This is a genomic window from Anoxybacillus tengchongensis (assembly GCF_014201585.1).
GTDB classification, from domain to species: Bacteria; Bacillota; Bacilli; order Bacillales; family Anoxybacillaceae; genus Anoxybacillus; species Anoxybacillus tengchongensis.
Genome location: NZ_JACHES010000003.1, coordinates 183,941 through 205,941 on the forward strand (window position 1 = coordinate 183,941; position 22,001 = coordinate 205,941).

19 protein-coding genes are annotated in these 22,001 nt (G+C 43.5%); 2 read left to right on the top strand and 17 right to left on the bottom strand.

Annotation, left to right across the window (positions count from 1 at the left end; all coding sequences use genetic code 11):
- Positions 1-54: 54 nt before the first annotated feature.
- The 8 genes from HNQ82_RS04780 to HNQ82_RS04815 form a co-directional block, all read right to left on the bottom strand.
- Positions 55-675 (bottom strand): thymidine kinase, encoded by a 621-nt coding sequence (locus HNQ82_RS04780; protein ID WP_183247602.1) that lies wholly within the window; start codon positions 673-675, stop codon positions 55-57.
- 84 nt (positions 676-759) lie between these two features.
- Positions 760-960, bottom strand: a complete 201-nt coding sequence (gene rpmE / locus HNQ82_RS04785) for a 50S ribosomal protein L31 (RefSeq protein WP_003397039.1) — start codon at positions 958-960, stop codon at positions 760-762.
- Positions 961-1,070: 110 nt separating this feature from the next.
- On the bottom strand, positions 1,071-2,357 hold the full coding sequence (gene rho / locus HNQ82_RS04790) for a transcription termination factor Rho (protein WP_055440789.1): 1,287 nt from the start codon (positions 2,355-2,357) through the stop codon (positions 1,071-1,073).
- Positions 2,358-2,525: 168 nt separating this feature from the next.
- The gene (gene glpX, locus HNQ82_RS04795; RefSeq protein ID WP_183247605.1) at positions 2,526-3,488 is read right to left on the bottom strand and encodes a class II fructose-bisphosphatase; all 963 of its coding nucleotides are present in this window, start codon (positions 3,486-3,488) and stop codon (positions 2,526-2,528) included.
- 26 nt (positions 3,489-3,514) lie between these two features.
- On the bottom strand, positions 3,515-4,801 hold the full coding sequence (locus HNQ82_RS04800) for a UDP-N-acetylglucosamine 1-carboxyvinyltransferase (protein ID WP_183247607.1): 1,287 nt from the start codon (positions 4,799-4,801) through the stop codon (positions 3,515-3,517).
- A 57-nt stretch (positions 4,802-4,858) separates the two neighbouring features.
- Entirely contained in the window at positions 4,859-5,506 is a 648-nt protein-coding gene (gene fsa, locus HNQ82_RS04805; RefSeq protein WP_003397044.1) for a fructose-6-phosphate aldolase, read from the bottom strand.
- An 82-nt stretch (positions 5,507-5,588) separates the two neighbouring features.
- A complete protein-coding gene (locus HNQ82_RS04810) occupies positions 5,589-6,449 on the bottom strand; it encodes a class II fructose-bisphosphate aldolase (protein ID WP_009360981.1) in 861 nt (286 codons plus the stop codon).
- Positions 6,450-6,653: 204 nt separating this feature from the next.
- The gene (locus tag HNQ82_RS04815; RefSeq protein WP_032101337.1) at positions 6,654-7,013 is read right to left on the bottom strand and encodes a response regulator; all 360 of its coding nucleotides are present in this window, start codon (positions 7,011-7,013) and stop codon (positions 6,654-6,656) included.
- Between the two features lie 172 nt (positions 7,014-7,185).
- On the opposite strand from HNQ82_RS04815, the gene HNQ82_RS04820 reads away from it, so the two are divergent.
- Complete coding sequence (locus HNQ82_RS04820) at positions 7,186-7,704, top strand: DUF2529 domain-containing protein (RefSeq protein ID WP_183247610.1); 519 nt, start codon at positions 7,186-7,188, stop codon at positions 7,702-7,704.
- A 27-nt stretch (positions 7,705-7,731) separates the two neighbouring features.
- On the opposite strand, the gene pyrG is transcribed toward HNQ82_RS04820, so the two are convergent.
- The 9 genes from pyrG to HNQ82_RS04865 all read right to left on the bottom strand — a co-directional run bounded on the left by pyrG (position 7,732) and on the right by HNQ82_RS04865 (position 20,711).
- Positions 7,732-9,327: a CTP synthase gene (gene pyrG / locus HNQ82_RS04825; RefSeq protein WP_183247612.1), complete on the bottom strand. Its 1,596-nt coding sequence runs from the start codon at positions 9,325-9,327 to the stop codon at positions 7,732-7,734.
- A gap of 157 nt (positions 9,328-9,484) precedes the next feature.
- A complete protein-coding gene (gene rpoE / locus HNQ82_RS04830; RefSeq protein WP_075039122.1) occupies positions 9,485-10,084 on the bottom strand; it encodes a DNA-directed RNA polymerase subunit delta in 600 nt (199 codons plus the stop codon).
- A 70-nt stretch (positions 10,085-10,154) separates the two neighbouring features.
- Complete coding sequence (gene icmF, locus HNQ82_RS04835) at positions 10,155-13,409, bottom strand: fused isobutyryl-CoA mutase/GTPase IcmF (RefSeq protein WP_183247633.1); 3,255 nt, start codon at positions 13,407-13,409, stop codon at positions 10,155-10,157.
- 20 nt (positions 13,410-13,429) lie between these two features.
- Positions 13,430-14,053, bottom strand: a complete 624-nt coding sequence (locus HNQ82_RS04840; protein WP_183247634.1) for a TetR/AcrR family transcriptional regulator — start codon at positions 14,051-14,053, stop codon at positions 13,430-13,432.
- 10 nt (positions 14,054-14,063) lie between these two features.
- Positions 14,064-15,203 (bottom strand): acyl-CoA dehydrogenase, encoded by a 1,140-nt coding sequence (locus HNQ82_RS04845; protein ID WP_183242520.1) that lies wholly within the window; start codon positions 15,201-15,203, stop codon positions 14,064-14,066.
- On the bottom strand, positions 15,200-16,351 hold the full coding sequence (locus tag HNQ82_RS04850) for an acyl-CoA dehydrogenase (protein WP_183247636.1): 1,152 nt from the start codon (positions 16,349-16,351) through the stop codon (positions 15,200-15,202). The genes HNQ82_RS04845 and HNQ82_RS04850 overlap by 4 nt, the downstream gene beginning before the upstream one ends.
- Before the next feature lie 13 nt (positions 16,352-16,364).
- Positions 16,365-17,210 (bottom strand): 3-hydroxybutyryl-CoA dehydrogenase, encoded by an 846-nt coding sequence (locus HNQ82_RS04855; protein ID WP_183247638.1) that lies wholly within the window; start codon positions 17,208-17,210, stop codon positions 16,365-16,367.
- Positions 17,211-17,224: 14 nt separating this feature from the next.
- The gene (locus HNQ82_RS04860) at positions 17,225-18,406 is read right to left on the bottom strand and encodes an acetyl-CoA C-acetyltransferase (RefSeq protein ID WP_183247640.1); all 1,182 of its coding nucleotides are present in this window, start codon (positions 18,404-18,406) and stop codon (positions 17,225-17,227) included.
- 166 nt (positions 18,407-18,572) lie between these two features.
- The gene (locus HNQ82_RS04865; protein ID WP_183247804.1) at positions 18,573-20,711 is read right to left on the bottom strand and encodes a (Fe-S)-binding protein; all 2,139 of its coding nucleotides are present in this window, start codon (positions 20,709-20,711) and stop codon (positions 18,573-18,575) included.
- Between the two features lie 87 nt (positions 20,712-20,798).
- On the opposite strand from HNQ82_RS04865, the gene cls reads away from it, so the two are divergent.
- On the top strand, positions 20,799-21,977 hold the full coding sequence (cls, locus tag HNQ82_RS04870) for a cardiolipin synthase (protein WP_246348886.1): 1,179 nt from the start codon (positions 20,799-20,801) through the stop codon (positions 21,975-21,977).
- The last annotated feature ends 24 nt before the right edge of the window (positions 21,978-22,001 follow it).

Sequence of the window (22,001 nt, forward strand, 5' to 3'; positions counted from 1 at the left end):
TTTATCATAAAATATCTTTTAGTTTTCAAAAAATATAGCAACATCAAAAAAGTATTATTTCATATTTTCATTCATTTGCAATTGTTGTATTTTCGCTGGATGATCAGGCACTTCATGATGATGGCGGCAACGTGGTTCGTACGATTCACTTGCACCGATTAAAATGACAGGGTCGTTGTACGATGCAGGACGACCGTTAATGAGCCGCTGCGTGCGCGATGCAGGAGAGCCACAGACGGTACAAACAGCTTGTAGCTTTGTCACCGATTCAGCGATAGACATTAACGTTGGAACAGGTCCGAACGGTTCACCGCGAAAATCTTGGTCTAAACCAGCCACAATGACACGATATCCTTCATCAGCAAGCTGTTGCACAACATGAACGACATGTTCGTCAAAAAACTGCACTTCATCAATCGCCACAACGTCCGTATTTGCGGAGATATGTTTTCGAATGTCTAACGCACAAGAAACAGGAATAGCAATAACAGAAGTTCCATTATGAGAAACGACAGCTTCTTCACTATATCGATTATCAATCGCTGGCTTAAACACTTTCACTTCTTGTTTCGCAAATTGGGCGCGGCGTACGCGGCGAATGAGTTCTTCTGATTTTCCTGAAAACATGCTGCCGCAAATGACTTCGAGCCAGCCGGATTGCTTCATAACATCCATCAGGGCGTCTCCTTCCTTTCAAGCTTTCACGAAAAAAACAGGCAAGTGAAAAATGTTCGCTTGCCTGTTTTCATGACATACGGATTACTTAAGGCCGTATTTTTTGTTAAATTTATCAACACGTCCTGCAGCAGAAGCGAATTTTTGACGTCCTGTGTAGAATGGATGGCACGCTGAGCAAATTTCTACGCGCACTTCGTCTTTAACAGAACCGCTCTCAAACTCGTTTCCACACGCGCATTTAACCATCACTTTTTTATAGTTTGGATGGATTCCTGCTTTCATCTCATTTCATCTCCTTCCGCCCTGAATCTTTTCGAAACAGAGTTTATATGCAATCAAAAACACACATGATAAAATTATAACAACCGTCCCGCTGTTTTGCAACTATCCATTTATAACCGTTTTAAATTTCCGGCTGTTTTCCACTCTTCATCCAACATCGCAAAAAACTCTTCGTTTGTCTTTGTTTGCTTTAGTCGGTGAATAAATCGCTCAATAAAGTCTGGCGTATCTGACATTGTCTTACGAATCGCCCATAATTTTTCTAAATGTTCTCTTGGGATTAACAATTCCTCTTTTCGTGTACCTGAGCGACGAATGTCAATCGCAGGGAAAATACGTTTTTCCGCTAATGAGCGATCAAGATGAAGCTCCATATTTCCTGTTCCTTTAAATTCTTCATAAATGACATCGTCCATGCGCGAACCTGTATCGACAAGAGCGGTCGCTAAAATCGTTAAACTGCCACCTTCTTCAATGTTTCTTGCTGCCCCGAAAAACCGTTTTGGACGATGGAACGCAGCCGGATCAATTCCTCCTGAAAGCGTTCGGCCGCTTGGAGGAATGACGAGGTTGTATGCGCGCGCTAAACGAGTAATACTATCCATTAAAATAACAACGTCACGTTTATGCTCCACAAGACGCATTGCTCGTTCAAGTACGAGCTCCGCCACTTTAATATGATTTTCTGGCACTTCATCAAACGTCGAGCTGACGACATCGGCAGATACGGAACGTTCAATATCCGTCACTTCCTCTGGACGCTCGTCAATGAGTAAAACGATCAGTTCAACGTCAGGATGGTTCGTTGTAATGCTGTTGGCGATTTCTTTTAACAACATCGTTTTTCCCGCTTTTGGAGGCGCAACAATTAAACCGCGCTGACCGAATCCGATCGGAGCAATTAAATCGATGAGACGAGTAGATAGTTTGTCCGGTGTCGTTTCTAGCTTCATTTGTCGGTTTGGATAAAGCGGCGTAAGCGCTGGAAAGTGTACGCGCTCTTTTGCAATTTCTGGGTCTTCACCGTTTACAGCTTCGACGTGCAACAACCCAAAATACCGTTCGTTTTCTTTTGGCGGGCGCACTTTTCCTGATACTTTATCACCGTTGCGCAGATCGAAGCGGCGAATTTGCGATGCGGAAATATAAATATCTTCTGAACTAGGGGAATAGTTAATTGGACGTAAAAAACCAAACCCTTCTGATTGAATAATTTCAAGCACGCCTTCCATGAAGAAAAGACCGTCTTGTTCTGCGCGCGCTTTTAAAATGGCAAAAATTAATTCTTTTTTTGTCAGTTTACTGTAATACGATATTTTGTATTGACGAGCTAATTCGTATAGCTCTTTAATCGTCATATCTTCTAGCGTTGCAATCGTTAAATCTCCTAACTCCATACTTACACCACTCTTTTATTTATTTTCATGAATTACTCTTTGGGTTGGAAACAGCGAAGATGAAAAGATGATCACGAGAAGAGACGTAACACGACTATTTTACCCTTTTTTTATATTTTCAATCAATAGAAAAAGAGCGAGAGCGCGAAAAGTTCGCGCATCCCGCAATTATTTGATGACAAGGTTCGGCTTTTTCTTTAAGCTGTGGCGTCCTTCAATAAAACGAACCGTGCCAGATTTCGCACGCATAACAACGGAGTGTGTTTCGCCATATGTACCTTTAAATTGTACCCCCCGCAACAACTCTCCGTCCGTTACACCCGTTGCTGCAAAAATGGCATCGTCCCCTTTGACGAGATCTTCCATACGCAACACACGGTTTACGTCAATACCCATTCTTTTACAACGATCTAATTCAGCATCGTTTTGTGGCAATAGTTTTCCTTGTATTTCTCCACCGAGGCATTTCAGCGCAACAGCCGCTAATACCCCTTCTGGTGCGCCTCCTGAACCAAATAAAATATCTACACCTGTATGATCAAACGCTGTATTAATCGCGGCAGCGACGTCACCATCATTAATGAGCTTAATACGCGCACCTGCTTCACGCAACTCCGCAATGATGCGCTCGTGGCGTGGACGATTTAAAATAATCGCCACAACGTCTTCAATATCTTTGTTTTTCGCTTTCGCTACCGCTTTTAAATTATCAATAATCGGTGCGTTAATGTCGATCATGCCAACCGCTTCAGGTCCAACAGCAATTTTATCCATGTACATATCTGGCGCGTGAAGCAAGTTGCCATGATCCGCTACCGCGACAACGGCTAAAGCGTTCCAACCACCAGAAGCGACAATATTTGTTCCTTCGAGCGGATCAACTGCGACATCAACGCGCGGACCGTAACCGTTGCCAAGCTTTTCTCCAATGTACAACATCGGTGCTTCGTCCATTTCCCCTTCACCGATGACAACCGTTCCTTTCATCGGTACTGTATCAAATACATCGCGCATCGCAGACGTAGCCGCCTCATCTGCTTCATCTTTTTTACCGCGCCCCATCCAGCGTGCTGCAGCTAATGCCGCAGCTTCTGTTACACGGACAAGCTCCATCGATAAACTTCTTTCCATCGTTTCTCCCTCTCCCCTTTGTTGCATTATGTGTTCTTCAGTTGCTCAATTTCTTGCTCTGTCATTTGTTCACGCCAAATCGTTGCGCCAAGGTTGGCGAGTTTATCAACTAAGTTGCTGTAGCCCCGATCAATATGTTCTAATCCTGTAATTTCTGTAACCCCTTCGGCCATTAGTCCAGCAACGACAAGGGCAGCTCCTGCGCGCAAATCGGTCGCACGCACTTTTGCCCCTTGTAGTCGAGATGGACCTGTAATGATCGCTGAACGCCCTTCGACTTTTACGTTAGCGTTCATGCGCCGCAATTCATCAATATGTTTAAATCGTGCGCTATAAATTGTATCTGTCACAATGCCCGTCCCAGACGCTTTCGTTAATAGTGAAGTGAATGGCTGTTGTAAATCGGTCGGAAAACCAGGGTAAACGAGCGTTTTAATATCGACAGCACGAAGATGATCTTTCGTCGCAACAAAAATTTGGTCATCGCTCGTTTCTACAATGACGCCCATTTCTCGCATTTTCGCAATAACAGCTTCTAAATGTTGCGGAATGACGTTGTCGATAATCACTTCTTTTCCCATGGCTGCACCGATAATCATATACGTTCCTGCTTCAATGCGATCCGGAATAATGGAATGGCGGCAACCGTGCAACTGTTCCACACCGTCAATGCGAATGACGTCTGTTCCTGCCCCTTTAATGCGCGCACCCATGTTTGTCAATAGCGTCGCCACATCAATAATTTCTGGTTCTTTTGCTGCGTTTTCAATAATCGTTCGTCCTTTCGCTAAGACGGCAGCTAACATAATGTTGATCGTCGCGCCTACGCTGACAACGTCCAAGTAAATGCGCGCACCATGAAGCTCTTCAGCTCGTAAATAAATGGCACCTTGTTCGTTTGTCACTTTTGCTCCAAGCGCCTCAAATCCTTTAATGTGCTGATCAATTGGGCGCGGCCCTAAATGACAACCGCCCGGCAATCCAATCACTGCTTTTTTAAATCGCCCGAGCATCGCACCCATCAAATAATAAGAAGCGCGCAACTTTTTCACTTTTCCGTTCGGCAAAGGCATGGAAACGATATGTGTCGGGTCGATGACGACTTCGTGTTCATTGAAATGAAAGGCACCACCAATTTCTTCAATTAATTGTCCGAGCACATGAACGTCTGAAATGTTCGGCAACCCTTCAATGACTACAGGTGCGTTCGCTAAAATAGCGGCTGGAATGAGCGCGACGGCGCTATTTTTCGCTCCACTAATGCGCACGGAGCCTTGAAGGAGGTCACCGCCAACGATTTTTAACTTTTCCATATGTGTCTCCCTTCTCGCAATGCAAGTACTAGAACGCGACGGAAAACTGCTTAATCGTTATTTTTGGTTTGCTTTATTCCAGTCTGCTAAAAATTTTTCGATGCCTTGATCAGTAAGTGGATGTTTAAATAGTTGCATAAGCACGTTGTAAGGAACAGTCGCAATATGCGCTCCTTTTAATGCAGCTTCTGTCACATGCTGTGGATGACGAATGGATGCCGCGATAATTTCTGTCTCAATGTCATGAATGGCAAAAATGTTTGCGATCGTTTCGATTAAGTCTAAGCCGTTATGCCCAATATCATCAAGACGTCCTAAAAATGGCGATACGTATGTTGCCCCAGCGCGTGCCGCCAACAATGCTTGATTTGCGCTGAAAATAAGTGTTACGTTTGTTTTAATGCCTTTTTCGCTAAATACTTTTACTGCCTTTAGTCCTTCTGGTGTCATCGGCACTTTAATGGTAATGTTTGGGGCAATTTTCGCTAATTCTTCCCCTTCCGCAATCATTCCTTCTGCATCTGTAGCGATAACTTCCGCACTAACTGAGCCCGAAACGAGAGAAGTAATTTCACGAAGACGATCGTGAAACGATACGTTCTCTTTTGCGACAAGGCTTGGATTTGTTGTTACTCCCGCTAAAATACCAAGCTCATGCGCATGGCGGATTTCATCAATATTTGCTGTGTCAATAAAAAATTTCATAATTTTCAACCTCCTAAACGCTTTCAAAGTGGAATGAAACAAAACCGCCCGCTTCAGCAAGGCTGAAACGGTGCGGCTTTTATTACAACGCTTTGCCGGAAGAACCGAATTCGCGCATTTTGCCAATCACTGTCTCTTTAATGGCATCGCGGCCAGGGCCGAGGAATTTGCGCGGATCGTACACTTTTTCATCTTTTGCTAACACTTCGCGCACTACTTTTGTAAATGCCATTTGGTTTTCTGTATTGACGTTAATTTTTGATGTACCGAGCGAAATGGCACGTTGAATTTGTTCTGTTGGGATACCTGTTCCGCCGTGTAATACGAGTGGTACACCTGTACGATCACGAATTTCTTCCATCTCTTTGAAGCCTAGTTTTGGTTCGCCTTTGTATGGACCGTGCACAGAACCGAGCGCTGGCGCTAAACAGTCGATGCCTGTACGCTTCACAAGCTCTTCGCACTCATCTGGATTTGCATAAATAATTCCTTCCGCAACAACGTCATCTTCTTGTCCACCGACTGTTCCGAGCTCCGCTTCAACAGATACGCCGCGTGCATGAGCGTACTCTACAACTTTTGATGTAATTTCAACGTTTTCTTCAAACGGATGATGTGATGCGTCGATCATAACAGATGTAAATCCAGCGTCAATCGCTGCTTTACATTTTTCAAAGCTTGAACCGTGGTCAAGGTGAATCGCAACAGGAACCGTAATGTTCATGTCTTCCATTAACCCTTTGACCATGTTTACAACTGTTTTAAAGCCGCCCATATAGCGAGCTGCTCCTTCAGACACACCGAGGATCACAGGGGACTTTTCTTCTTCCGCTGCTGCTAAAATCGCTTGCGTCCATTCTAGGTTGTTAATATTGAATTGACCGACCGCATACTTGCCTGCCAATGCTTGTTTAAGCATTTCCGTCATTGAAACTAAAGGCATCGTTAAATCCTCCTTAAATGTAGCCATGATTCACTATCCGAAAGCGCCTCTCACATGTACAATGGCCAAAATTCGACAAATTTATACAAGACGATCTCGAATAGTATGTACATTATAAGAATAACAAACTTTGTTTCCACACATCAACATTATTCACCGAAACGAACAAAACTTTGTGAAAAAAGTTCAAAAAACTGTCAATGGTTAACCAATATATTGTTTCACTGCATCACGCATATCGTCTATGTCAAACGGTTTCGCAAAGTGAGTCAGCGCACCGAGTTTTTTCGTTTCATGAATCATATCAAGCTCTCCGTAAGCCGTCATTACAATGACTTTTACATTTTCATTCATCTCTTTCATTTTCTTTAAAATTTCTACTCCGTCCATGCCCGGAATTTTCATGTCTAACAACACTAAATCCGGGGAGTGTTTCGCAAACAAATCAAGAGCTTGAACACCGTTTGCCGCCTGATACGTTTCGTACCCTTCTTTTTGAAATACTTCATTTAATAAAATACGAATGCCAAACTGATCGTCCACAATCAAAATCTTCCCCGCCATATAAACACCTCTATTTTTCTTTTTTTCATATGTAAAGTTCCTATTTTTATTATCGTATCATTATTTCGAAATTTTTACCATTTATCCTGCTTCATGTTCTAATTTTGATCATTTTTTTATTTTTTAATATAATGAGCAACAAAGACAACGTCGCATGAAAAGGAGATTTATCATGTTAAAAATATTATCAACACAACTTGTTGGTGTGTTTCAGCGCATAAGTGTCCAAGAAGAACAACAGTTTGAGGATGCCGCCCGTTTACTTGCGCAAGCAGTCATTGGTAACGGTACGATTTTTATTTACGGTATCGATGAAATGGAAGCGGTTGTTGCGGAAGCGCTACATGGAGCTGAAAGGTTCCCAAACGTAAAACGGTTCAACATGACCGAAGTAACAACTGCTGACCGCGTGCTTATCATTGCACGTTTTTGCACAGATGAAAAAGCTATTGACATCGCCAAACAGCTTCAAAAACAAAACATATGGACGATCGGCATGTCATCTGTTAAAGCGGAAACGACGGCATCACTTGTTGACTATGTCGATGTACATATTGATTTATGTTTAAAACATCCGCTCGTTCCAACAGAAGACGGTACGCGTGTTGGCTTTCCTTCTGCGATTGCCGCTTTATTTGCCTATCATAGCTTAGCGCTCATGACGCAAGAAATCGTTGCGGAATACGAGTAAGAGGATGCCCATATCGGACATCCTCCTTTATTTTTCTAACGATGCGCGAATAAATTCGCGGAAAAGTGGCTGCGGACGCGTCGGGCGAGATGTAAATTCTGGATGAAACTGCGCCGCCACGAACCATGGATGATCTTTCAACTCAATAATTTCTACAAGGCGACCGTCTGGGCTTGTACCGGAAAAGACAAAACCATTTTCCTCCATCATCGTACGATACTCATTGTTAAATTCATAACGATGGCGATGGCGTTCATAAATGACTTCATCTTGATATGCTTCGTACGCTTTCGTTCCTTCAACGAGCTTGCACGGATACAATCCGAGACGAAGCGTTCCTCCTAAATCTTCAATATCTTTTTGTTCTGGCAATAAATCAATAATTGGATGTGGCGTGTTCGGATCGATTTCCGCCGAATGAGCGCCTTTTAACCCGACGACATGACGAGCAAATTCGACAGATGCTAACTGCATACCTAAACAAATGCCGAGGAATGGGATACGTTGCTCGCGCGCATAGCGAATCGCCTCAATTTTTCCTTCAATACCACGATCGCCAAATCCACCTGGAACGAGAATGCCATTTACCCCTTGAAGCAACTGTGCAACGTTGTTTCGATCAACATGTTCGGAGTTAATCCAACGAATATCGATATCTGCATCAAATGCGTATCCGGCGTGACGCAACGCTTCGACGACAGAAATGTACGCATCTTGCAATTCAACGTACTTTCCAACGAGCGCAATCGTTGTTTTGTTTGATAAGTTGCGCACTTTTTCAACGAGCGCAACCCATTCGGTCATATCCGCTTCGTTACAATTTAATTTTAAATGTTCACAAACGATTTGATCGAGCTTTTGTTCCTGAAGCATAAGTGGCACAGCGTATAACGTATCGGCATCGCGCGCTTCAATGACCGCTTTCGGATCGATGTCACAGAACAAAGCGATTTTATCTTTCATATCTTGAGACATCGGCATTTCTGTACGCACGACGATGACGTTTGGCTGAATGCCTAAGCTGCGCAACTCTTTGACACTATGTTGCGTCGGTTTCGTTTTCATTTCACCTGCCGCTTTAATATACGGTACAAGCGTACAATGAATGTACATGACGTTGTCACGGCCGACATCGCTTTTAATTTGACGAATCGCTTCTAAAAACGGAAGAGATTCAATATCACCAACCGTTCCACCAATTTCAGTAATAACTACGTCCGCATTCGTTTCACGCCCTGCTCGAAACACGCGCTCTTTAATTTCGTTTGTAATGTGAGGAATAACTTGTACCGTACCACCTAAATAATCGCCGCGACGTTCTTTTTTCAATACGGTTGAATAAATTTTTCCCGTTGTTACGTTGCTGTATTTGTTTAAATTAATGTCAATAAAGCGCTCATAATGTCCTAAGTCTAAGTCCGTTTCCGCTCCGTCATCTGTAACGAACACTTCTCCGTGTTGATACGGACTCATCGTTCCTGGGTCAACGTTAATGTACGGATCAAACTTTTGAATCGTCACTTTTAAGCCACGATTTTTTAATAATCGGCCAAGTGATGCAGCCGTAATTCCTTTCCCAAGCGATGATACAACGCCACCTGTTACAAAAATATATTTTGTCATGAAAACCTTCCCCCTCAACTCATTTAGAATAGTTACAGTGTGTGCGAATTCGGGGAAAAATAAAAACGCTCCGCTTACAAATATGTAAGGGAGCGAACGTATCTCTATGAAAAGAGCCCAAACAGAATTCTACATATATCGATGTAAAAAGTCAAGGTTATAATTCCTCATCTTCTTCTAACTCTAATTCTTCATCGACGACGTCTAGCTCTTCATCAATTGGAGCGTCGTCTAAATCGAGTTCTTCATCTAATAAATCATCAATGACTTCTTCGTCTTCATCTAATACAAAATCATCGTCTAACAGCTCTTCATCATCTAATAATTCTTCATCTAAATCGTCATATACGAGTTCGTCTTCATCGATGAGTTCATCGAAATCGTCAAAGTCATCCGCCACTTTTTTCTTCTTCTTCACGCGTTCTACAGGCACTGCTTCATCCTCTGTTTGATCATACGGATACCACGAACGCAAGCCCCAAGCCGTTTCCCCAACACAAATAAATCGGCCGTCGACGTTTAAATCTGTATAAAACTGCGCTAATCGCGCGCTCACTTCGCTTTCAGATAATCCTTTCATCGCGACTAGCTGTTCAACCATCTCTTGAAATGACACCGTCTGCTTTTTCTCACATAATAGTAAATACGCAAGTTCGACGAAAGACATCTCTCGCAATTGTTCTTGAGAGTATTGCTCCAAACTCACTTTCCGCACTCCCTTTCTCCAACGTATGAAAACAACAAAAATCCATACCATTCATTATAAACAAATTCATTTACTTTATGCTAGACGGTTGCCCAAAAAAATGTCGGGACATCCCCCGACATTACATATTGCGGCGATATTGTCCACCGACTTCGTACAACGCTTTTGTAATTTGTCCTAAGCTTGCTACTTTGACCGTTTCCATTAGTTCAGCGAAAATGTTTCCACCGCTTACAGCGACATGTTTTAACCGCGCAAGCGCTTCATCGACTTCACCTTTATGTTGTTCCTGGAATTTGCGCAAGTTTTCGAGTTGTAGTTGCTTTTCTTCGTACGAGGCGCGCGCAAGCTGCAAGCTTTCAATTTCTTCCTCGACAGCTGCATTCGGATTTAAATATGTGTTCACGCCAATGATCGGCAACTCTCCGCTATGTTTTTTCATTTCATAATACATCGATTCATCTTGAATTTTGCCGCGTTGATATTGCATTTCCATCGCGCCAAGTACGCCGCCACGTTCATCAAGACGTTCGAACTCTTTTAACACCGCTTCTTCAACTAAATCTGTTAACTCTTCAATAATGAATGAACCTTGTAGTGGGTTTTCATTTTTCGTTAACCCATGTTCTTTTGTAATGATGAGCTGAATAGCCATCGCCCGACGGACAGACTCTTCAGTCGGTGTTGTAATCGCTTCATCATAGGCGTTCGTATGAAGCGAGTTACAATTATCATGGAGCGCCATAAGCGCTTGTAACGTTGTACGAATGTCGTTAAAGTCAATTTCTTGTGCGTGAAGCGAGCGCCCTGACGTTTGCACGTGATATTTCAACTTTTGGCTTCGTTCATTTGCCCCGTATTTTTCACGCATCGCAACCGCCCAAATGCGTCGGGCTACCCGACCGATGACAGTATATTCTGGATCGAGACCGTTACTGAAGAAAAACGATAAGTTTGGCGCAAAATCATCAATGTGCATGCCTCGGCTTAAATAATATTCTACGTACGTGAAACCGTTTGCTAGCGTAAACGCCAATTGCGTAATCGGATTCGCTCCTGCTTCAGCAATATGATAGCCTGAGATGGAAACAGAATAATAGTTACGAACGCGATTGTCGATAAAGTATTGTTGAATGTCCCCCATCATGCGCAAAGCAAACTCAGTCGAAAAAATACACGTATTTTGCCCTTGGTCTTCTTTTAAAATGTCCGCTTGGACTGTTCCGCGAACCGTTTGCAACGTCCATGCTTTCACTTGTTCGTATTCTTCTTTCGTTAACTTTCGTCCAAGCTCTGCTTCTTTCTTTTCTACTTGTTGGTCAATCGCTGTATTTAGAAACATCGCTAAAATGATTGGCGCAGGACCGTTAATTGTCATCGATACAGATGTAAGGGGATGGCATAAATCAAAACCTTTGTATAACTTTTTCATATCATCTAACGTACAAACGCTTACGCCGCTTTCACCGATTTTTCCGAAAATGTCCGGGCGTTCATTCGGGTCTTCTCCATATAACGTAACGGAATCAAATGCTGTGCTGAGCCGTTTTGCCGGGTCATCTTTACATAAGTAATGGAAACGCCGATTCGTCCGATCTGGCGTACCTTCTCCTGCAAATTGCCGCTTCGGATCTTCTTCTTGCCGTTTAAACGGGAATACACCTGCGGTAAATGGAAATACACCTGGAACGTTTTCTTTATAAAGCCATCGTAAAATTTCTCCGTAATCTTTAAACTTTGGCAACGCCACTTTTGGAATATTTAACCCTGCTAAACTTTTTGTCGTTAGTGGCGTGACGATTTCTTTATCGCGCACTTTTGTCACAAACTCTTTGGCGGCATATTTCTTTTTTACATCTTCCCATGAAGCTAATAGCTTTCTCGACTCTGGCGTTAATTTTTCCTCATATGATCGCTTTGCATCTTGTAAAGCTTCCAATGCTTGTTCCCGATGATACTCATTCATCGTTTCGATGGCACCTTCAAGCTGAAATACGCGGCGGGCAATTTCACACTGCTCGTTAACGCGCTTATGATATTGACGGATCGTATCAGCAATTTCGCGCAAATAATGGCGACGTTCGTTCGGGATAATGACGTTTTGTTTTTCAACATGATCAACTTTTTGCAATGTCGTTGTCCAATTCGTGCCCATTCGTTCGTTAATTAAATCGATTAAGGCAACAAACAGCGTATTCGTTCCCGGATCGTTAAATTGGCTGGCGATCGTGCCGAATACAGGCATTTCGCTTACATCGCGATCAAATAATTGATGGCTTCGCTGGTATTGCTTTTGCACTTGGCGCTTTGCATCTTCTGAACCTTGTCGCTCAAATTTATTAATAACGATGAGATCGGCATAGTCGATCATATCAATTTTTTCGAGCTGCGACGGGGCACCAAACTCACTCGTCATAACATACATTGCAATATCGCAAATATCTTTAATGGCTGCATCTCCTTGTCCGATGCCGCTCGTTTCTACAATGACTAAGTCAAAGCCCGCCGCTTTCACGACTTCAATCGCATCTTGAATCGCAAGTGACAATTCCGAACGCGAGCTACGTGTCGCTAAGCTCCGCATATACACCCGCGGAGAAGAAATGGCGTTCATACGAATGCGATCCCCAAGCAACGCACCGCCCGTTTTTTGTTTTGTCGGATCAACCGATAAAATCGCCACTTTTTTGTCTGGAATTTCGTTTAAAAAGCGGCGGACAAGTTCATCGGTGAGCGAGCTTTTTCCCGCACCACCTGTTCCGGTAATGCCGAGAACCGGTACGCGTTTCGCCATCGCTTTCACTTGTCGTAAAACGGCTTCGGCTGTGGCAGCGATTTCGCTATGGACGTTTACGCCGTTCTCACACACTGTAATTAAGCGAGCTACGGCTTGAACGTCGCCGGTTGCTAATCGTTCTACTTCATCGGTAATTTCTTTGACAGTCGGAAAATCGCATTCTTCCATCATGATGTTAATCATCCCTTGCAATCCGTAACGCCGACCATCTTCCGGCGAGAAAATACGTGCGATGCCGTATTCGTGCAATTCTTTTATTTCCCTTGGAATAATAACGCCACCGCCACCGCCGTAAATACGAATATGTGATGCGCCACGTTGTTGCAATAAGTCATACATATATTTAAAAAATTCCATATGTCCGCCTTGATACGATGATACCGCAATGCCTTGCACATCTTCTTGAATGGCGGCGTTCACAATTTCTTCAACCGAGCGGTTATGTCCAAGATGGATAACCTCAGCTCCGCTTGCCTGCAAAATGCGACGCATAATGTTAATGGCTGCGTCATGTCCATCAAACAAACTAGACGCCGTTACAAAGCGAACGTGATGTTTTGGACGATAAATGTGCGCCATGTTTCTCCCATCCCCTTTCGCTACCGCTTTATAATCCCTTCAAGCAATAGCTTTGTTTGCAACTCAATATATTCATCGAGCGTATACATTTTTTTCAACGCCCAACGACGGAACCCCCACATTTGACCGAGCACGAAAATGTTATGTGCAAATAATTGAATTTCTTGTTCTGTTAATGAAAATACCCTATTGTCCACGCAGCGTCGTAAAATATGTTCAAACATCGCAACCATTTGTAATTCTTTATTAAGCACATACGGAAGCGATTCTTTGCCAAGTGACTTTGCCTCTTGATACATAACGAGTACCTCATCTTGCAGTTCATCAACGACGCGGAAATAGTAAGCAATCGCTAATTTTAAGCCGTCTAAATCCCCTTGTGTCGTATCAATAGCTTGTTCCATGCGATCGCGCACTTCATCGTAAATGCGATCGCACACTAAATAAAGGACGTCTTCTTTTTTGCGAATGTATTCGTACAACGTTCCGATGCTAAAGCCAGAAGCGCGGGCAATCTCGCGCGTCGTCGTTTGATGAAACCCTTTTTGCTTAAATAGCGAAATCGCCCCTTTAATCATTTGGTTGCGCCTTTTTTTCACAAGCCGCTCATCTTTTACAGACGCTGGCACTTCACGCTTTTTCATCACACCCCTCCTATTTCGTTAACATTCTTGAAATGACGATGCGTTGAATTTCTTGCGTCCCTTCATAAATTTGCGTAATTTTTGCATCGCGCATAAACCGCTCGACTGGATAGTCTTTCGTATAACCATAGCCGCCAAAAATTTGTACCGCTTCAACGGTCACTTTCATCGCCGTGTCCCCTGCAAACAATTTCGCCATCGCTGATTCTTTTCCATACGGTAAACCGTTTGATTCAAGCCATGCCGCTTGATATGTTAGTAAACGAGCAGCTTCGATTGCTGTTGCCATATCGGCTAGCTTAAAGGCAATGCCTTGTTGTTCTGCAATTGGCTTACCGAATTGAATACGTCCTTTCGCATATTCTACCGCTGCATCTAACGCCCCTTGAGCGATGCCGACCGCTTGCGCAGCGATGCCATTTCGACCACCATCAAGCGTCATCATCGCAATTTTAAATCCTTCTCCTTCTTCACCGAGCAAATTTTCTTTCGGAATGCGACAATCTTCAAAAATAAGCTCCGTCGTTGGTGACGAACGAATGCCAAGCTTTTTCTCTTTTTTCCCGATCGAAAATCCAGGCGTTCCTTTTTCAACAATAAATGCGCTAATGCCACGATGTTTTTTCTCTGGATCTGTCACCGCAAAAACAACATAAATGTCTGCTTCTCCACCGTTTGTAATCCATACTTTTGAGCCGTTTAATACGTAATGATCGCCATCCTTTACCGCACGCGTTTTCATTGCTGAAACGTCAGAACCTGCTCCTGGTTCAGACAAACCGTACGCCCCAAGCTTTTCGCCTGTTGCTAATGCTCGTAAATACGTTTGTTTTTGTTGTTCTGTTCCAAATTTATAAATCGGCCAACTTGCTAACGAAATGTGAGCGGAAAGCGTCACCCCTGTCGATGCGCACACCTTTGAAAGCTCCTCCACAGCGATGACGTATGCTAAATAATCGCTACCGATACCACCGTATTCCTCTGGCCACGGGATGCCCGTCAAACCGAGCTCCGCCATTTTATTAAAAATGTCGCGATCAAAACGCTCTTCTTCATCGCGTTCCGCCGCTGTCGGTGCCACCTCGTTTTTGGCAAAATCGCGCACCATTTTCCGTATCATTTCATGTTCTTCGCTAAGTTGAAAATTCATTTTCCCATCCCCCTCAACAAATGTTTACTAATGACAAGTCGTTGAATTTCAGTCGTTCCTTCATAAATTTCGCACACTTTCGCATCGCGGAATAGCCGTTCAACCGGATAGTCCTCTGTGTAGCCGTTGCCTCCAAAAATTTGTACCGCTTCAATGGCGTTTTCCATCGCTGTTTTTGACGCAAACAGCTTCGCCATTGATGCTTCTTTTCCGCACAGCATGCCGTTTGAGCGCAAAAACGCCGCATGATAAACGAGCAGTTTGGCCGCTTCAACGTTCGTTGCCATATCAGCTAGTTTAAACGCAATGCCTTGTTGTTCGGCGATCGGCTTGCCGAATTGAATGCGTTCTTTCGCATAATTCGTTGCGTGTTCAAGCGCGGCTTCGGCAATACCGAGCGATTGGGCCGCAATCCCGATGCGACCGCTATCTAAATTAGCCATCGCAATTTTAAATCCGTCCCCTTCTTGACCGAGCAAGTTTTCCGCAGGCACGCGCATATCTTCAAACGATAATTGAACGGTTCGCGACCCGTGAAGCCCCATTTTTTTCTCGTCTTTTCCGATGATAAGACCTGGGGTATGTTTCTCAACGATAAATGCGCTTACTCCTTTACTTCCTTTTTCTTCAAGGTTTGTGCGAGCAAATACGATGTACGTATCCGCTTCTCCACCGTTTGTAATAAATACTTTCGAGCCATTTAATACGTAATGGTCACCATCGCGAATGGCTGTCGTTTTTAAGCTTGCTGCATCCGATCCTGATCCTGGTTCTGTTAAGCAAAACGCTCCTAAATATTCACCGCGCGCGAGCTTCGGCACATATTTTCGTTTTTGCTCCTCCGTTCCGAAATATAAAATCGGATTTGTGCCGACAGACGTATGGACAGATAAAATGACCCCTACGACAGCGCTCACTTTTGAAATTTCGTGTATCGCAATGATATATGACGTAAAATCCATCCCCGCACCGCCATATTGCTCAGGTACAGTAATACCCATTAAGCCGAGCTCCGCCATTTTTTCAAGAATCGGGCGCGGAAACTCTCCGCGCTCCATCCGTTCAACGAACGGTGCAATTTCATTTTCAGCAAACTCGCGCACCATTTGACGCATCATTTGCTGTTCTTCCGTAAAATGTAAATTCATGCTGTCAACCCCTTTATTCGTACGTGTAAAATCCTCGCCCTGTTTTTCGTCCGAGCCAACCCGCTTTCACATATTTGCGTAACAGCGGGCACGGACGGTATTTGTCATCACCAAGCCCATCATGAAGCACTTCCATAATGTATAAACACGTATCTAAGCCGATAAAATCCGCTAAGGTGAGCGGTCCCATTGGATGATTCATGCCAAGTTTCATCACTTCGTCAATCGCTTCTTTCGTCGCAACACCTTCGTATAAACAATAAATCGCTTCGTTAATCATCGGCATTAATACACGATTGGAAACAAATCCTGGGAAGTCGTTCACTTCAACCGGTACTTTTCCTAACGTTTTTGTCATTTGTTCGATCGCTTCATACACTTCATCAGCTGTTGCGAGGCCGCGAATAATTTCAACAAGTTTCATAATCGGTACCGGATTCATAAAATGCATGCCAATCACTTTTTCTGGTCGTTTCGTTGCTGCGGCGATTTCTGTAATTGGTAGTGAAGACGTATTTGTTGCTAAAATGGCATGCGGAGGGGTGATTTCGTCTAGCTGTGCAAACAACGTTGTTTTCACATCCATATTTTCAACAACCGCTTCGATGACGACATCGACATCGCTTCCATCTTGCAAATTTGTCGATGTACGAATGCGGCTCATCGCTTCATCGCGCTGTTGTTCGCTGAATGTTCCTTTTTCAACAAACTTATTGATGCTTTTTGCAATATTGTTCAGCCCCCATTGTACGCGCTCTTCATTGACATCGTTTAAAATGACGTCATATCCTGCTGTGGCACACACTTGAGCAATCCCTGATCCCATTTGACCAGCACCAACAACCATCACTTTTTTCATCGTTCCATCCCCCGTTAATGAACTTCAATCATAATTGCATCGCCTTGACCGCCACCGCTACAAATCGCTGCAATGCCAGTGCCGCCACCACGGCGTTTTAATTCATGAATTAACGTAATAATAATGCGCGCCCCACTTGCCCCGATTGGATGTCCAAGCGCAATAGCACCGCCGTTCACGTTTACTTTTTCTTCTGGCAAGTCAGCAATTTTCATGCTTGCTAAAGCGACAGCCGCAAACGCTTCGTTAATTTCAAATAAATCAATGTCGTTTACTGTTTTTCCTGTTTTTCGCAACAACTCATTGATGACGATGCCTGGCGTTTTCGGAAAATCTTTCGCTTCAATGGCAATTGCGGTATGCGCGACAATCGTCGCAAGCGGGGTGAGCCCTTCTTTTTGTGCCCGTTCTTCGCTCATTAATACAAGCGCAGCTGCCCCATCATTTACCCCTGGCGCATTTCCTGCGGTAATGGTGCCTGTTGGATCAAACACAGGCGCAAGCTTCGCTAATTTTTCAAGCGACGTATCTTTGCGCGGCGACTCATCGACCGCTACGGTAACCGGCTCGCCTTTTCGTTGCGGAATAGTAACAGGAACGATTTCTTCCGCAAACTTGCCGCTTTCGATCGCTGCAATAGCTAACTGATGACTTCGATACGCCCAACGATCTTGCTCCTCGCGCGTAATGCCTAACTCTTTTGCCGTTTCACTTCCGTAAATGCCCATATGCACGCCTGTAAAACTGCATGTTAATCCGTCATACACCATTAAATCTTTCACCGTCGAATCGCCCATACGCAGTCCCCAACGTGCTTTCGGCAATATATACGGTGCATTGCTCATCGATTCCATTCCACCTGCAACGATGACATCCGCGTCCCCAGCACGAATAATTTGATCACCAAGCGTGACGCTACGCATCCCTGAAGCGCACACTTTATTAATCGTTTCTGTTTTCGTCTCCCACGGAATTCCAGCTTCTTTAGCTGCTTGTCGCGATGGAAGTTGCCCTTGTCCACCTTGCAATACTGTACCAAAAACGACTTCATCGACATCTTCTGCATTCATATTTGCGCGCACGAGCGCCTCTTTGATCGCCATACCTCCAAGCTGCGCAGCGCTGAATGCACTTAAACTTCCACCGAATTTTCCAAATGGTGTACGTACCCCGCTAACAATGACCGTTTTCCCCATGTTTCTCCCCCTTTTCTTCATAAGAAAGCCCTTTCAAAAATGTTGAGCGAACGCTCGTTCAATTATGGACGGGCAAAGAAGGCGCACGAAACCGCACACCTTCCCGTTGCTTTCATTATACTTAAAATGTCTTAAAAATAAAACTATTTATTTTTTTTAGAATTTTTTAATGAACAGGTCCAAATACAGCCTTTTCTAACAGCTCAGCGACATCATACGTGCCGACTTTTTCTTCCACTTCTTTTGCTTTTGTTCCATCTGATAACATCGTTAAACAGTACGGACAGCCCGAGCTAATAACTGTTGGATTCACTTCAAGCGCCTGTTCTGTGCGCGCTACGTTAATGCGCGTGCCTGTCGTTTCTTCCATCCACATTAATCCGCCACCTGCACCGCAACACATGCCTGTTTCGCGATGGCGTGCCATTTCCACGAGCTTCACACCCGGAATCGCTTTCAAAATTTGACGCGGTGCATCGTATACATCGTTATATCTGCCTAAATAACATGAATCGTGGAATGTAACGACTTCGTTGACTTCATATTTCGGGACGAGGCGACCTTCTTCCACAAGCTTTGCTAGTAACTCTGTATGGTGATATACTTCCGCTTCAAAGCCGAAATCCGGATATTCATTTTTGAATGTGTTATACGCATGCGGATCGATCGTCACAATTTTTTTCACACCTGCTTTTTCAAACTCTGCAATGTTAGATGTTGCTAATTCTTGGAATAAAAATTCGTTTCCTAAACGGCGCGGCGTATCGCCAGAGTTTTTCTCCTTGTTGCCTAAAATCGCAAATTTCACGCCTGCTTCATTTAATAGACGCGCAAAAGCTAACGCAATTTTTTGGCTTCGGTTATCGAATGACCCCATCGAGCCGACCCAGAATAAATATTCGAATTCTTCTCCAGCTTTTTGCATTTCTTTTACTGTCGGAATCCGGACATCTTCACGCAACTCGCGCCAATTTTCCTTTTCTTTGCGATTCAGTCCCCATGGATTTCCTTGACGTTCGATATTTGTCATCGCACGCTGTGCATCAGGGTTTAACTTTCCTTCTGTTAATACGAGGTAACGACGTAAGTCAATAATTTTATCGACATGTTCATTCATAACTGGGCATTGGTCTTCACAGTTGCGACACGTCGTACATGCCCAAATTTCTTCTTCCGTAATGACATCGCCAATCAAATTTGGCATTTCGATCGTTGCCGCTTGTTCTTGCATTCCTTGCGCCATGAAGGCGAGTTGGTTTCCTTTTGTATTCGCAAACGCAAACGTTGGTACCCAAGGAGCTTTCGATGTGATGGCTGCGCCTTTTTCAGTTAAATGGTCACGCAATTTTAAAATAAGATCCATCGGTGATAACATTTTCCCTGTCCCCGTTGCTGGACACATGTTCGTGCAGCGCCCGCACTCGACACACGCATATAAATCGATCAGTTGCGTTTGCTTAAAATCTTCAATTTTCCCAACACCAAACGACTCTTGCGTCTCATCTTCAAAGTTGATTTTCTCAAGCTTCGGTCTCGTTAACCGACTAAAAAAGACATTGACTGGTCCAGCGATTAAATGGGCATGTTTCGATTGTGGCACGTACACTAAAAACGTTAATAAAATCAGCAAGTGCACCCACCAAGCAACGAAAAACAATACTGCTGCTCCTGTTTCTCCTACCCAATTAAATGCAAGTGCAATCGCAGAAGCGACAGGTTCGCTCCATGACGTTCCTTCGTTATGCCAAATGCGCCCCATGCCATTTCCAAACAGCACGGAAAGCATAAGTCCACCGATAAAAATAAGAACAAGTCCTGCTTTGAAATCACGTTTTAAGCGGACAAGCTTTTCAATGTAACGACGATAAAACGCCCATAGTACCGCCACTAAAATAAGTAATGTCACAATTTCTTGAAAAAACGTAAACGCTGGATAAAGTGGCCCGAGCGGCAAGTGCGCCCCTGGGACAAGCCCTTTAATGATGAAGTCAATGGCACCAAATTGAACGAGAATAAAGCCGTAAAAGAACATGACGTGAATAATGCCGCTTTTTTTATCTTTTAATAGCTTTTTTTGCCCAAAAACGTTGATCCATATGTTTTGCAGACGTTCTTTTACTTTTCCATCAAACTCAACTTTTTTCCCTAGCTTAATATACGCAATGCGCGTTTTGACGAGATAGACAAATAGATGAACAGCGTACGCTGTCACAAGCAAAAAAGCGATCCAGTTCAACCAAAGCACAATACCCTTCCCCCTTTGTTGTAAAAATAAAATAAATTTTCTGAACAAACTTACTTTCATTATATAATGAATGAGCATTCAGTCAATATTTTTTCTTATTTTTTATTTTCTTTTTGGGGAAACTACACGAAAGAAAGGAGTGAAGGCATGCGTTGGCTCGTCATTGCGATCATTTTATTGTTTCTTCTTGTGCTTGATTATAAATGGGGCGATAAAGTGTCAAAAGCATCAGCACGAAAAAAGGTCGGCATTGAACGTGAAAGCGACATTACGCTATTTACGACAGGTGAAACGTTGTTTGATGACTATTTTGCACAGTTAGAACAAGCGAAACATCATATTCACATTTTATTTTATATCGTGCGCGATGATGAAATCGGTCAGCGATTTTTTTCTTTACTTGAGCAAAAAGTAAACGAAGGGGTAGAAGTACGTCTGCTCGTCGATTGGGTCGGCAGCTTCGGGTTACCGGCTTCCCTCCGACAAAAAAGTGGGCAATTTGCTTTTGCGAACCGTCCGACATTGCCGTTTTTTTTCTACAAATTGAACGAACGGAATCATCGGAAAATTACTGTTATTGACGGGAAAATTGGCTATTTAGGCGGGTTTAACGTCGGAAAAGAATATATGGGTCAAGATCCGAAGTTTGGCCATTGGCGCGACTATCATTTGAAGATTGTCGGAGAAGGTGTGCATGACTTGCAGCGACAGTTTCAAGAAGACTGGACAAAAGCGACTGGGCAATCGTTTGGAGATAATGAACGGTATTTTCCTCCCCTTCGAAAAGGAATGATGAAACATCGTCTTCTTCCAACGGACGGGAAGTATTTAGAAGATGAATTTATTCAGCTGATTAAACAAGCAAAACAGGAAATCATCATCGGAACCCCATATTTTATTCCAAGTAAAAAAATTATGAATTCTCTTCTTGAAGCGATGGAACGAGGTGTTCAACTAACGATTATTGTACCGATGCAAGCGGATCATCCGTTTGTTAAGGAAGCCGCATATCCGTATTTTCGTCAACTTTTGCGCGCAGGGGCACGTATTTATCAGTTTTATAACGGATTTTACCATACAAAAGTGATTGTCATTGATGATCATTTATGTGATATTGGCACGGCAAATTTTGATCGTCGCAGTTTGTTCATTAACTACGAAATGAATTGTTATATATATGACAAATCGTTCATTCAACATGTCAAACAAACGATCGCCAAAGACATCGACACATCAACGTTGTTGACAGCGGAATATTTTCGCAAGCAATCTTGGCTTCATCGGCTGAAAGAAGGGGTTGCGACATGGATGTCTCCGTTATTGTAGTAAAAAAGGGTGCCCTATTGGGGA